This window comes from Atlantibacter sp. (genome assembly GCF_032062175.1).
GTDB lineage: Bacteria > Pseudomonadota > Gammaproteobacteria > Enterobacterales > Enterobacteriaceae > Atlantibacter.
The window spans coordinates 10,108-22,845 of the sequence record NZ_DAMBQK010000019.1 but is presented as its reverse complement, the minus strand read 5'-3'; the positions used below and the strand labels follow the sequence as shown (position 1 = coordinate 22,845).

The 12,738-nt window shown below is 57.9% G+C and carries 11 protein-coding genes; 6 read left to right on the top strand and 5 right to left on the bottom strand.

What is annotated here, in order from left to right:
• Positions 1–21: 21 nt before the first annotated feature.
• The 3 genes from RT120_RS15960 to RT120_RS15950 are packed head-to-tail and all read right to left on the bottom strand — an operon-like array spanning position 22 to position 2,451.
• On the bottom strand, positions 22–801 hold the full coding sequence (locus RT120_RS15960) for an amino acid ABC transporter permease (protein WP_312984101.1): 780 nt from the start codon (positions 799–801) through the stop codon (positions 22–24).
• A complete protein-coding gene (locus RT120_RS15955) occupies positions 801–1,619 on the bottom strand; it encodes an amino acid ABC transporter ATP-binding protein (RefSeq protein WP_312984099.1) in 819 nt (272 codons plus the stop codon). The genes RT120_RS15960 and RT120_RS15955 overlap by 1 nt, the downstream gene beginning before the upstream one ends.
• A 1-nt stretch (position 1,620) precedes the next feature.
• Positions 1,621–2,451: an ABC transporter substrate-binding protein gene (locus tag RT120_RS15950; protein WP_312984097.1), complete on the bottom strand. Its 831-nt coding sequence runs from the start codon at positions 2,449–2,451 to the stop codon at positions 1,621–1,623.
• A 675-nt stretch (positions 2,452–3,126) separates the two neighbouring features.
• On the opposite strand from RT120_RS15950, the gene nrfA reads away from it, so the two are divergent.
• From nrfA to nrfF, 6 genes are all read left to right on the top strand, one after another.
• The gene (nrfA, locus tag RT120_RS15945; protein WP_312984095.1) at positions 3,127–4,572 is read left to right on the top strand and encodes an ammonia-forming nitrite reductase cytochrome c552 subunit; all 1,446 of its coding nucleotides are present in this window, start codon (positions 3,127–3,129) and stop codon (positions 4,570–4,572) included.
• Between the two features lie 169 nt (positions 4,573–4,741).
• Positions 4,742–5,308: a cytochrome c nitrite reductase pentaheme subunit gene (nrfB, locus tag RT120_RS15940; RefSeq protein ID WP_312984093.1), complete on the top strand. Its 567-nt coding sequence runs from the start codon at positions 4,742–4,744 to the stop codon at positions 5,306–5,308.
• Positions 5,305–5,976 (top strand): cytochrome c nitrite reductase Fe-S protein, encoded by a 672-nt coding sequence (nrfC, locus tag RT120_RS15935; protein ID WP_312984091.1) that lies wholly within the window; start codon positions 5,305–5,307, stop codon positions 5,974–5,976. Before nrfB ends, nrfC begins: the two co-directional genes overlap by 4 nt.
• The gene (gene nrfD, locus RT120_RS15930) at positions 5,973–6,923 is read left to right on the top strand and encodes a cytochrome c nitrite reductase subunit NrfD (protein WP_312984089.1); all 951 of its coding nucleotides are present in this window, start codon (positions 5,973–5,975) and stop codon (positions 6,921–6,923) included. Before nrfC ends, nrfD begins: the two co-directional genes overlap by 4 nt.
• Positions 6,924–6,944: 21 nt before the next feature.
• Positions 6,945–8,813: a heme lyase CcmF/NrfE family subunit gene (locus RT120_RS15925; protein ID WP_312984212.1), complete on the top strand. Its 1,869-nt coding sequence runs from the start codon at positions 6,945–6,947 to the stop codon at positions 8,811–8,813.
• The gene (gene nrfF, locus RT120_RS15920; RefSeq protein WP_312984088.1) at positions 8,806–9,912 is read left to right on the top strand and encodes a heme lyase NrfEFG subunit NrfF; all 1,107 of its coding nucleotides are present in this window, start codon (positions 8,806–8,808) and stop codon (positions 9,910–9,912) included. Before RT120_RS15925 ends, nrfF begins: the two co-directional genes overlap by 8 nt.
• On the opposite strand, the gene hypF is transcribed toward nrfF, so the two are convergent.
• Both hypF and hypA read right to left on the bottom strand, forming a co-directional pair.
• On the bottom strand, positions 9,903–12,140 hold the full coding sequence (gene hypF, locus RT120_RS15915; protein ID WP_312984086.1) for a carbamoyltransferase HypF: 2,238 nt from the start codon (positions 12,138–12,140) through the stop codon (positions 9,903–9,905). The two genes, nrfF and hypF, sit on opposite strands and share 10 nt — an antisense overlap.
• Positions 12,137–12,478, bottom strand: coding sequence for a hydrogenase maturation nickel metallochaperone HypA (gene hypA / locus RT120_RS15910; protein WP_125292869.1), 342 nt, complete (start codon positions 12,476–12,478; stop codon positions 12,137–12,139). The genes hypF and hypA overlap by 4 nt, the downstream gene beginning before the upstream one ends.
• Positions 12,479–12,738 lie beyond the last annotated feature (260 nt).

Here is a 12,738-nt window from a genome sequence, read left to right as displayed (position 1 = left end):
TTATCGGTAATCACAGTGATATTAGCGATCACGTTGTACCTCGCGTTGCGCGATAGCACGCTGGGCCACGGGTTTGCGGCGCGCGCTTCCGGGCCCAATCCTGCCGAGCATCAACCCCATCACCACGCCGAGTAATAAATAGAGCACAGTACCGACGGCAAACGCCTCCAGCGCGTGGGCGTTATAGCTCTCTATCTGGCGGACCTGGTACGTCAGCTCAGCAAACCCAATGCCGCTGGCCAGCGACGACAGTTTCATCAGATTCAGATACTGGCCGACAATCGGCTGCCACGCGTTCGCCAGCCCCTGCGGCAGCAGCACACAGCGAAACAGCGCCCAGGTGGAAAAGCCCTGGGACAGCGCCGCTTCGCGCTGGCCGGCGGGGACGGCGCTTAAGCCTGCTTCAATCTCCTCAATTAAAAATGCCGAGGTGAAAACGCCCAGCCCCCAGGCCGAGCAGAGAAATTCCGGCGTCAGCCACCAGACATCGCCCGGCAGAATCGACCAGGCATGATCGGCATTGACGAAATCGCGCACCGCCAGCGGTAGCAGGTTCCAGGCCGCGAAATACCAGAACAGCAATTGCACCAGCAGCGGCGTGTTGCGAAATACCGATACCCAACTTGCCACGGCGGCACGCCCGCCAGCGCCGCCCGCCAGCCGCAGCGCCAGAAACAGTACGGCCAGTACGGTAGCCAGCGCCATGCCGATTAGCGACACCCACACCGTGGTCAGAAAGCCCGAAATAATCCATTGCAGAGGAAGCCCTGTCAGCACCCCCTGCCAGTCCAGGTTAACCATCAGTCGGGCCGCTCCTGGTGTAAAGGGTCGAGCACTTTCTTCAGGAAGCGTTGGGCGCGGGGGTGTTCAGGGGCGGAGAAGAACTGCGCCGGGGCGGCCACTTCAAGGATGTCGCCGCCGTCGATAAACACCACGCGATCGGCAATCTCCCTGGCGAACTGCATTTCATGGGTCACCACAATCATGGTGATGCCGCTGTGCGCCAGAGACTTCATCACGTACAGCACTTCGCCGATCATCTCCGGGTCCAGCGCCGAGGTGGGTTCATCAAACAGGATAATCTGCGGCGAGGAGGCCAGCGCACGGGCAATCGCCACGCGCTGCTGTTGCCCGCCGGAAAGCTGCGCCGGCAGTTGATCGGCTTTGTCCGCCAGGCCGACCTGCTGCAACAGCTCGCGGGCACGCTGGTCCGCCGACGCCTGTTTCCAGCCGTGAACCTGCACCAGTGCCAGCGTGATGTTCTGGCGCGCGGTCAGGTGGGCATACAGATTGAATTGCTGGAACACAAACCCAACCCGGCTGCGAAGCTGGCGCAGCGCGCGGCCCTGAATGCCGTGGGTGGGTTTATTGTCGATCAGGATATCGCCGCCACTCAGCGGCTCAAGCTGGTTGATCAGACGGATCAGCGTAGATTTGCCCGAGCCCGAAGGCCCAAGGATCGCCACCACTTCGCCCTGGTTGATCGTCAGATTGATGCCGTTCAGTACCCGGTGATCGCCGTACTGTTTCACGACATCGCGAAACTCAACGCTCGCCTGCTCCAGATGTGAAAAATCCGCGGACGATGCCGCGGAACGTGTGATGAGGCCAGAAAGCATATTACTTCGCTTCTATGGTAAAGGAACGCGGCTGCGGAGTCTGGGTAGACGGGCCAAACCAGGTGTCATAGATACGGCTGGCTTCGCCGCTCTTCTCAAGGTTCACCAGTTCGTCATTCACGGCTTGCAGCAGCGCGGTTTCGCCTTTTTTCACGCCGACGCCGATCTCTTCTTTACTCAGCAGGTCCGGCAAAATTTTAAAGTTGGCTTTGTCCGGCGCGCCTGCCAGCAGGCCAGCCAGAATAGTGCTGTCCTGGGTGATGGCCTGAACGTTGCCGTTACGCAACGCGGTCAGGGCCAGCGGGATATCGTCATACGCCAGCACCCGAGCCTGCGGGTAACGCTGGTGCAGCGCCTGCTCCCCAGTGGTGCCTTTTACCGCACCAATGCGTGCGCGGCTGTAGTCATCCAGCTTGTCCGGGGATTTCGCCGGGACCAGGAATTGCTGGCCGGTGACAAAATACGGGGTAGAGAAATCGATCACCTGGGCACGTTCCGGGGTGATGGTGATATCCGCGACAATCAGATCCGCTTTGCCGGACTGCAATAAAGGAATACGGTTTGCCGGGTTGGTGGCAACCAGTTCCAGCTTCACGCCGAGGGATTTTGCCAGCGCTTTGGCGAAGTCCACGTCGTAACCGACAATTTCATGGGTTTTCGCATCCACGGAACCGAACGGTGGGTTAGCATCAAAGGTCGCCACTTTTACGACGCCCGCTTTTTTAATATCGGCTAATTGGTCGGCCTGCACGGATGAGGCAGCAAAACCGCCTAATGCCACTATTGCCAGAGCCAGCAGTGCTTTGCGCTGTGTGCCAAGTTGATGTGCCATAGTTTCCTCTGATTACCCTGTATTTATTAGTTTGTGGTATTACGCTCCCATAAGTTTTTCGCTTCTACAAATGCCAAAAATGACTTAATACATACAAAAAAGTTATTAGTGAACAGACTGTTAACTATGACGGAATGCCCTGTTACCCGGAACGACAAAACGAGCGGTGATTTGCTTTATAGCGGTAGATACATCGGTACACACAGCGTCCTGGGTGTCTGGAGTGCGCTGAACTGGATTCATTTATTAAGAACCTTTAAATGATAATAAAATGACGAAACCCCCTATTTTTCTTTTTAAAAACCCGGCATGTTAAGCCTCATTAAATTAAATATCTGGCTAAACATGCATTTTTGATGCAAATCATGTTCAATACCCCTTTGGGGGTATTTTTAATATTCCGTGATCGCCGATCGCACCGTTTTTTTAATTCTGTAATCAACGTCATTTATTTTACTGCAATTAATAATCGTTACTTAACTGCTTGTTCCCACTGCGCATTTATCCCTAACCTATATATTTACTTACTCTTCTTTACTCTTGATCGAAAACAATATTTTTAATGGGGTTTTTGCTAATTTACGCTCAGAGCAATGTCGAGATGGCAATTATTGTCATTCCCTTTAGTGAATAAAAATAACCGCACTGACGCGGCTTACTTTGGACGGAACGCTCATGGCCAGGATAAGCAAATTTCTTCCCTACTTCTGGAGCCTATTCGCCGGCTTATTGTTGTTAAGCCCGGCGCACGCAGAACAAGCTCCTGCTGCAACCGCACCCGCGAAAATTGAAGCACATAACGAAGTTTTCGCCAATAAACATGCCGATCAATTCAATTCATGGAAATCCACCAGCGAGCAATCTGAACGTGAAGATGCGCTGGCGGAAGACCCGAATATGGTGGTCCTGTGGGCGGGTTATCCGTTCTCGCGGGATTACAACAAACCGCGCGGCCACGCTTACGCGCTCACCGATGTACGTGAAACCCTGCGTACCGGCGCGCCGAAAACCGCTGAAGACGGCCCGCTACCCATGGCCTGCTGGAGCTGTAAAAGCCCCGACGTCGCCCGTCTGATTCAGAAGGACGGCGAAGCGGGTTATTTCCACGGTAAATGGGCGCGCGGCGGGCCGGAAATCGTTAACGATTTAGGCTGTGCCGACTGCCATAACACCGCGTCAGATGACTTTGCGAAAGGCAAACCGGCGTTAACCCTGTCCCGCCCTTATGCGGCGCGCGCCATGGAAACCATCGGTAAACCGTTCGATAAAGCCAGCCGTCTGGATCAGCAGGCTATGGTCTGCGGCCAGTGCCACGTTGAATACTATTTCGACGGCAAAGACAAAGCGGTGAAATTCCCGTGGGATAACGGCCCGAACGTTGACGGGATGGAAAAATACTACGACGAGATCGCCTTCTCCGACTGGGTCAACCCGCTGTCAAAAACGCCCATGCTGAAAGCGCAGCACCCGGAATATGAAACCTGGAGCGCAGGTATTCACGGCAAGAATAACGTGACCTGTATCGACTGCCATATGCCGAAAATGCAGAACGCTGAAGGCAAAATGTTTACCAGCCATAAGATTGGCAACCCGTTCGATACCTTCGATCAGACCTGTAAAAACTGCCACACCCAGACCAAAGAAGCACTGCAATCTGTGGTCGCCGAGCGTAAAGCGGCCATTCAGGATCTGAAGCGTAAAGTGGAAGTACAGCTGGTTCATGCGCATTTCGAAGCCAAAGCCGCGCTGGATGCCGGTGCGACCGACGAAGAGATGAAACCGATTCAGACCGACATCCGCCACGCGCAATGGCGCTGGGACCTGGCAATCGCGTCTCACGGCGTTCATATGCACGCGCCGGATGAAGCGCTGCGTATGCTCGGCACCGCGCTGAATAAAGCCGCCGATGCCCGCGCTAAGCTGATTCGTCTGCTGGCCACTAAAGGCATCACCGAAGAAGTGAAACTGCCGGATATCTCCACCAAAGCCAAAGCCCAGGCGGCGATTGGCCTGGATATGCAGAAAATCAACGCAGAGAAACAGGACTTCCTGAAAACCGTCGTACCGCAATGGGACGAGCAGGCGCGTAAAAACGGATTGCTGGGAACCGAAGGCAAATAACCCCTGTAAACAAGAGCCGCTCCATTAGGCGTAATTGGTGCAGCCAGATTGGGCACGGACAGCGCGGAAAAACCGGAGCGTACACGTAGTACGCGAGGATTTTGAGCACTGCCCAGGCCCAAGATGGCAAACAAAATAGCCTAATGGGGTGGCGAAAAATGGAGTCAATATGAGCGTACTACGTTCGTTATTTACTGCTGGGGTGCTGGCGTTAGGCTGTTTATGGATATTACCCGTACAGGCTGCGCCGTCTTCCCAGGCAGATACCGATTCGCAGTGGACCGTGACGCAACAGCGCAACCCTGATAAAGCGTGCCTGGATTGCCATAAGCCCGAAAAAGAAGGGATGCACGGAAAACACGCAGAGGCCATCAACCCGAACAACAATTTGCCGGTTACCTGTACCAACTGCCACGGCAATATTTCGCCGGAACACCGCAACGGCGTGAAAGATGCCATGCGGTTTAACGATCCGATGTACACCGTCGAGCAGCAGAACAGCATCTGTATGGCGTGCCACCTGCCGGAGCAACTGCAAAAAGCGTTCTGGCCGCATAACGTGCATGCCACCAAAGTCGCCTGCGCCAGCTGCCATAATCTGCATCCGAAGCAGGACACCATGCAGACCCTGAACGATAAGAGTCGAATCAAGCTTTGCGTCGATTGCCACCGCGAACAGCGCGACAATCCTGCGTTCAATCCCTCCTCGGTTCATCTGGGTAAGGATCATCCATGACATGCTCTCGTCGTCAATTCGTTACCAGAATGGGGGCATTGATCGCCGTGAGCGGAACGATGGGAGTTTCAATTGCTCAGGCGCTCACCATCAACGGCGTGCGCTACGGCATGATCCACGACGAGTCGAAGTGTATTGGCTGCACGGCCTGCATGGACGCCTGCCGCGAAGTGAACAATGTGCCTAAAGGGGTATCGCGTCTGACGATTATTCAGAGCGAACCCATCGGCGAGTTTCCGGATGTGAAATACCAGTTCTTCCGTAAATCTTGCCAGCACTGCGATCACGCGCCGTGCGTGGACGTGTGCCCGACCGGCGCATCGTTCCGCGACGCGGCGACCGGCATCGTGGATGTGAACCCCGACCTGTGCGTAGGCTGCCAGTACTGCATCGCCGCCTGCCCTTACCGCGTGCGGTTTATCCACCCGGAAAACAAAACGGCGGATAAATGCGATTTTTGCCGCAAGACTAACCTCAAGGAAGGCAAACTGCCGGCCTGTGTGCTTTCATGCCCCACCAGCGCACTGACCTTCGGCAATCTCGACGATCCCAATAGCGAGATTTCGTTGATGCTGGCGAAGAAACCGACCTACCGTTACAAGCTGGCGCTGGGCACTAAACCCAAGGTGTACCGCGTGCCGTTTAAATATGGGGAGGTCACCCAATGAACCCCGTGAATCCAACCCCGTTCCATTTTGAATCACTGGTGTGGGACTGGCCGATTGCCGTCTATCTGTTTCTGATTGGTATTTCGGCCGGGCTGGTTACGCTGTCGATTCTGCTGCGCCGTTACCACCCGACGCTGGGCGGCGCGCAAAGTACGTTGATCCGCACCACGCTGGTGCTGGCACCGACCACCATTATTCTCGGCCTGCTGATCCTGATTTTGCACCTGACGCGGCCCTGGACCTTCTGGAAGCTGATGTTCCATTACAGCCTCACCTCGGTGATGTCGATGGGTGTGATGCTGTTCCAGGTCTACATGGCGGTGATGGTTGTCTGGCTGGCGAAAATCTTTGAAAGCGACGTGCTAAAACTGCAACAGCGCTGGCTGCCGCGCCTCACGTTGGTGCGTACCGTGCTCGGCTGGCTGACGCCGTTTCAACGTTCAATCGAAACGCTGATGCTGGTGCTGGCAGTGCTGCTGGGGGCGTATACCGGTTTCCTGCTGTCGGCGCTGAAGTCCTATCCGCTGCTGAACAACCCGATCCTTCCGGCGCTGTTTTTGTTCTCGGGGATTTCATCCGGCGCGGCGGTGGCGCTGCTCGCCATGTTCCGCGACCCGCATAACAAAGAGGCGCACTTTCTCCATAAGCTGGAAACGCCGGTGGTCTGGCTGGAAATCTTCCTGCTGGCGGCGTTTTTCGTCGGCCTGGCGTTAGGGGATGACGGGAAAATGCGTTCGCTGGTGGCGGCGCTCGGCGGCGGGTTCTGGACCTGGTGGTTCTGGATTGGCGTAGTGGGCATCGGGCTGTTAATCCCGATGCTGCTGAAACGGCTGCTGCCACAGGCCGCGACGCCTTCTGGCGTGCTGTTGATCAGCGGTGCCAGCCTGACCGGCGTCTTATTACTGCGCTTTTTTATCCTCTATGCGGGGCAATTAACCGTTGTCTGAACAGGATGAACAGTGGAACTGATGTTGCCCGAGCTTGGGTTTATAGCACTGCTTCTTGCCTGTGGTATCTCGACGGCGACAGCCTGGCTGGCGCTTGCCGGATACCGTTCTCACTGGTCCGGCGTTTCGCGCCTGGCCAGTTCTCTTACCCTCGCCCAGTTCGGCCTGCTACTGCTGGCCTTTGGGTTGCTGATCCTGGCGTTCCTTACCGATGATTTCACCCTGGTGTATGTGGCCCAGCACGGCCACCGCCAGTTGCCGTTTGGCCTCAAGCTCGCTGCCGTCTGGGGCGGGCATGAAGGGTCATTATTGCTGTGGGTGCTGTGTTTATCCGGCTGGAGCGCCCTGTTCGCCTGGCGCTATCGTCACGCCCAGGACCCGTTTTTCGCGCTGACGCTCGCCCTGCTCGGTATCATTACCGCCGCGCTGCTGATCTTCGTGCTGCTGTATTCCGACCCGTTTACCCGCATTTTCCCGCCCGCCATTGAAGGGCGCGATTTAAACCCGATGCTGCAACATATCGGGCTGATCCTGCATCCGCCGCTGCTATATCTGGGCTACGGCGGCCTGACTGTCGCCGCCGCTGTTTCGCTTGCCGCCCTGCTGCGCGGAGAATTTAACGCAGCGATGGCCGGGCTATGCTGGCGCTGGACGGTGCCCGCCTGGAGTGCCTTAACCGCCGGTATCGTGCTCGGCTCCTGGTGGGCCTACAGCGAGCTGGGCTGGGGCGGCTGGTGGTTCTGGGACCCGGTGGAAAACGCCTCGTTACTGCCGTGGCTCACCGCCAGCGCGTTGATGCACAGCCTGTACGCCACCCGCGCGCGCGGCGTGTTCCGCCACTGGTCGCTGTTGCTGGCGATTTTCGGGTTTATTTTCAGCCTGTTGGGCACGCTCATCGTGCGGTCGGGCGTGCTGGTGTCGGTTCACGCCTTCGCGCTGGATAACGAACGCGCCGCCCCGCTGTTCACCTTGTTTATCGCCCTGAGCGCCGGCGCGCTGGCGCTGTACGGCTGGCGTGCCAAAGAGTGGAAGCCTGCGGCACGCTTCGCGGGATGGTCGCGGGAAACCTGGCTATTGCTGTGCCTGCTGCTGTTTACCGCCGTGGTCGTGATTGTCCTGTTAGGCACGCTGTATCCGATGCTGTATACCCTGTTCGGCTGGGGCAAAATTTCGGTAGGCGCGCCCTATTTCAATACCGTGCTGCTGCCGTTTGGCCTGGCGATGTTACTGGTCATCGGTCTGGCGGCGGGAAGCTACTGGAAACGCAGCCCACGCTGGACGCGCCTGCGCCTGTTCGGCTCGCTCGCCATCGGTGTGCTGGTCGCGGTTGCCCTGCATACTCACGGGATGATTGTCGCCTGCGCCACAGCGCTGGTGTGCTGGGTATTGAGCGCGCAATGGCTGACCTCGCCCGCCCTGTTAACGCGCCAGTTGCCGATGCTGCTGGCCCACACCGGCGTCGGGATTTTTGCCCTGGGGATTGTGTTCTCCTCCGGCGAAAAACAGGAAATAAGCCTTAACGTCACCCAGGGCGAGCAGGTCAGCGTGGCGGGCTACCAGTTCCGCTTCCACACCCTGAATCTGCTGGCCGGAAAAAACTATACCGCTGAGCAAGCGATTATCGACATCAGCCGGAATAACCAGCCGGTTGCCCAGGTCGCCCCGGAGCGGCGTTTTTACACCGCCCGTAGCCAGTTGATGATCGAGCCGGGTATCGCCTGGGATGTGCTAACTGAATGGTATGTGGTGATGGGTGAAAAAACCGGCGACAACCGTTACGCCATGCGCTTTTACGTGCAGAGCGGCATCCGCTGGGTGTGGTTTGGCGCCGGGATCATGATGGCGGGCGCGCTACTGGGCTGGTGGCGCGGGAGAAAAGCCTATGCGTAAGCTCATCATCCTGCTGTGGGTGCTGCTCGCGCCGCTGTGCCAGGCACAACTGGTGGATACCTGGGAATTCCACAGCCCTGAACAGCAACAGCAGGCGCTAAAAGTGGCCGGGCAGCTACGTTGCCCGCAGTGCCAGAACCAGAGCCTGCTGGAATCCAATTCGCCAGTGGCGGTCAGTATGCGCCATGAAGTGTATGCCCTGACCGAAGCGGGCAAATCCGAAGCGGAAATCATGACCTTTATGACGTCGCGCTACGGGGAGTTTGTTCGCTATAACCCACGGCTACAGCGCGAAACCAGCATTCTGTGGTTTACACCGCTGGCCCTGCTGTTGGGCATTGGCCTGGCGATGGTGTGGATGCGGCGGCGTGGCGCGCGCAGGCAGGACGATGTGATCCTCCGCGCCCAGGGCACGATAGCCCGCCACGCGCAGTCGCAAACCCAGGATGAAGCGTTAAAACAGGAGCTGGCGCAGGATATTCCCGATACGCCAGCGGCTAACTGGCAGCCGCAGCGCGCGCTGCCTTTGCGCGCGGTGTGGGTAATGCTAGGTGCCGTACTGCTGGTCAGCGGGGGGATTTATGCGTTAACGGGCCGCGCGCCGGCGGTGATGGCTGAGCATAAACGTCTGGCCGATCCGCTGCTGAATTTTACCGACGAAGAAAGGGTGGAACAGCAGCTCGCCGCGCTCCAGAAAAAAATCCGCGCCAATCCACAGGACAGCACGCTGTGGGCGGAGCTGGGCGAATACTATCTTTACCGCAACAGTTACCAGAATGCGTACCGGGCGTATCAGCGCGCGATGCTGTTGCGCGGCGAGAATGCCGAGCTGTGGTCGGCGCTCGCCACGGTGCGTTACTACCAGGCCGGACAGAAGATGACGGAAGAAACCCGCCAGCTTATCGACAAGGCCCTGGCGCTCGACAGTAACGAAGTGACGGCCCGCATGCTGCTGGCCTCCGATGCCTTTATGCATGCCGATTACGCCGAAGCCATCAGCCAGTGGCAACGGCTGCTCGATCTCAACTCACCGCGCGTTAACCGGGCGAAGCTGATCGAAGCCATCAACATGGCGAAGATGCTGCAAAATCAGGGCTGATTGCGCAGCCAGCGCGCCGCTGCCACTACCGCCTGGCCGAAGGATACCGCGCCGTCCCCCGCCGGAAGCTGCATCGGGAAACGCAGATCGAAATCCGCCAGATAGTAGGCAAAACGCGCTTTCAGTAACCGGTTATGCAGCACGCCGCCGGAAAACACGACAGTGTTGAGGCCGTGTTGCCCGGCGTGATGACGCGCCATTTCCGCAAAGCCCTGCGCCAGCGCGTCGTGAAATGCGTATGCCCGTTCGGCATCCGGCGCTTGCCAGGCCAGCCACTGCTGCCAGAAAGCAGCCATATCCAGCGCATCATTGATAAACGGCAACGTGACCGGATGCGCGGTCTCCACCGCCTGCATCGCCAGCGCTTCCAGCCGGCAGGCGACTTCGCCCTCATAGCTTTGCGTGTCCGGCGCCAGACCCAGCGCACAGGCCACCGCATCAAACAGCCGCCCGGTCGACGAGGCCAGCGGCGCATTGATTTGCCGCGCAATGGCGCGCGCCAGCACCTCCCAGGCGTGTGAGTGCAATACTTTAGCTTCTGGATAGCTCTGCCAGTCAGGCACAAACGCCTGCCACTGCGCCAGCAGATTGCGCCACGGCTGGCGCGCCGCCAGATCGCCGCCGGGCAGCGCCACCGCCGGTAATCCGCCCAACCGCTCACAATGGTCATAATCCACCAACAGGCACTCACCGCCCCACAGTTGGTCATCCGCGCCGTAGCCGATGCCGTCGAGCGTGAGCGCAATAACCGCCCCGCCATCCAGCGGCCACTGGTGCTCTGCCAGGCAAGCGGCGGCATGGGCGTGGTGATGCAACACTACGTCTGGCGAGGCATTCATTTCGCGGCCCATCTGGCTACTGAGGTAACCCGGATGGGCATCCACCACGACCCGCGCCGGGGTGAAATCATACAGCTCACGCATTATTTTCAGCGCCAGCCGCCACTGCTCAGGGACGCGTTCTTCGGTGAGATCGCCCAGATGCTGGCTCAGCACGGCGCTGTTGCCGCGCAGCAAACAGAAAGTGTTTTTTAGATCCGCGCCCACTGCCAGCACGGGCGGTAGCCCTTCAAAACCCGGCGGCAGCGCAATCGCGTCGGGCACATAGCCACGGGCGCGGCGCAGCACTTCGCCGCTCTGGCGCACCACGGAATCATCCATGCGCTGGTTGATATCACGGTTGTGCAGCAGCCAGCCGTCGGCGATATCCGCCAGCTCATCCAGCGCCTGCTGATTGGTGATGGCGGGCGGTCTGCCGTTCAGATTGCCGGAGGTCATCACCAGCGGTGCGCCAAACGCCTGCAACAGCAGATGCTGCAACGGGTTAGCAGGCAGCATCACGCCCGCTTCGCCGAGACCGGGGGCGATATGGCAGCTCAGGCCGGAAACGGTTTGCGCATCCACCAGCACCACCGGCGCAGCGGGGGATCGCAACAGAGACAGCGCCGCATCGGGCAGACCAGCGCCATCCGGCAGCATCACCGCCAGCGGTTTCGCGGGGCGCTGTTTGCGTTCGCGCAGCCGTAACACCGCGTGGTCGCTGCGCGCGTCTACCGCCAGGTGCATCCCGCCCAATCCTTTGATGGCGACGATCTCGCCGCGTTGCAACGCCGCCACGGCAGCCTTCAGCGCGTCATCGCGATACAGGGTTTCATCGCCCTGTGGCCAGAAAAGCTGCGGGCCGCAAACCGGGCAGGCCAGCGGCTGGGCATGGAAACGGCGGTCCAGCGGGTTGCGGTATTCACGCTCGCAGTCCGGGCAGAGCGGAAATGCCGCCATCACGGTGTACGCGCGGTCATAAGGCATCGCCTTAATAATGGTGAGCCGGGGGCCGCAGTGAGTGCAGTTGGTGAACGGGTAGCGGTAGCGCCGGTTGCCAGGGGTATTTATTTCTTCGAGACAGGCCGGGCAAGTGGCGGCATCGGGGACGATTTGCGTATCCATCGCGCACTGCTGGCTTTGCACGATCACAAAATCCTGCGGCGCGACATCCCAGAATATCTCACTGCGCGTCACGGAATGGATAGCGGCCAGCAGCGGACATTGCGCGTATAGCCGCGCGACAAAATCGCCTTCGCCGCCAGCAATACGCACCACCACGCCATTACCGGTATTGCAGACGTCGCCTTTAAGATCCAACTGCTGCGCCAACTGCCAGACAAAAGGCCGAAACCCCACGCCCTGGACTTTACCGCGAATATGCAGCTGCACGCCGGGAAGCCGGGTCATTCGACCTCCATTTCACGCACCCGCATCGCGTTGCCCTTATCAATCTGGATCTCCCAGGAGCCGCAGTGCGGACAAGGTGATGCGTGCTGTTCGGCGCTAAACGCGCTGTCGCAGGCAAAACACCAGCCTTTCGCCGGCACAATATCAATATGAAACTGCGCTTCGGACGCCACGGTTCCCCGGCGTGCCACCTCAAGACCAAACTGCAAAGAGGAAAGCTCAACGCACGCCAGCGCGCCGACATCCAGCCAGACATGAGTGATGCGCTGGAAATGTCCGGTAGCGGCTTGATCTTCCAGTAACTGAATAACGCCCTGGGCTAACGATAATTCATGCATATTTTAAAGTGTGAATTTAAAATTAAGAATTCATGTATATACCCTGCCTGAAGTCCATTTATTTTTCATTGATGGATAGCAAGGTGTAATTACTAAAAACCGATCAAATTGTTTTAACAAAGTTATCATCAACCCCCGTGATAAGCCGCCTTGCGGCACGTTATCAATAATTCTTCTCAATTAAGATGTTATTATTATCAGATACCCATTACGGGTTATATTTTGCGCAAGATTAACTTTTTTAATTATCGGAATATTCA

Excerpts from the sequence above, each read along its gene's own strand:
- RT120_RS15960 (WP_312984101.1), bottom strand. The coding sequence starts at position 801 with ATGGTTAACCTGGACTGGCAGGGGGTGCTGACAGGGCTTCCTCTGCAA.
- RT120_RS15955 (WP_312984099.1), bottom strand. The coding sequence starts at position 1,619 with ATGCTTTCTGGCCTCATCACACGTTCCGCGGCATCGTCCGCGGATTTT.
- RT120_RS15950 (WP_312984097.1), bottom strand. The coding sequence starts at position 2,451 with ATGGCACATCAACTTGGCACACAGCGCAAAGCACTGCTGGCTCTGGCA.
- nrfA (WP_312984095.1), top strand. The coding sequence starts at position 3,127 with ATGGCCAGGATAAGCAAATTTCTTCCCTACTTCTGGAGCCTATTCGCC.
- nrfB (WP_312984093.1), top strand. The coding sequence starts at position 4,742 with ATGAGCGTACTACGTTCGTTATTTACTGCTGGGGTGCTGGCGTTAGGC.
- nrfC (WP_312984091.1), top strand. The coding sequence starts at position 5,305 with ATGACATGCTCTCGTCGTCAATTCGTTACCAGAATGGGGGCATTGATC.
- nrfD (WP_312984089.1), top strand. The coding sequence starts at position 5,973 with ATGAACCCCGTGAATCCAACCCCGTTCCATTTTGAATCACTGGTGTGG.
- RT120_RS15925 (WP_312984212.1), top strand. The coding sequence starts at position 6,945 with ATGTTGCCCGAGCTTGGGTTTATAGCACTGCTTCTTGCCTGTGGTATC.
- nrfF (WP_312984088.1), top strand. The coding sequence starts at position 8,806 with ATGCGTAAGCTCATCATCCTGCTGTGGGTGCTGCTCGCGCCGCTGTGC.
- hypF (WP_312984086.1), bottom strand. The coding sequence starts at position 12,140 with ATGACCCGGCTTCCCGGCGTGCAGCTGCATATTCGCGGTAAAGTCCAG.
- hypA (WP_125292869.1), bottom strand. The coding sequence starts at position 12,478 with ATGCATGAATTATCGTTAGCCCAGGGCGTTATTCAGTTACTGGAAGAT.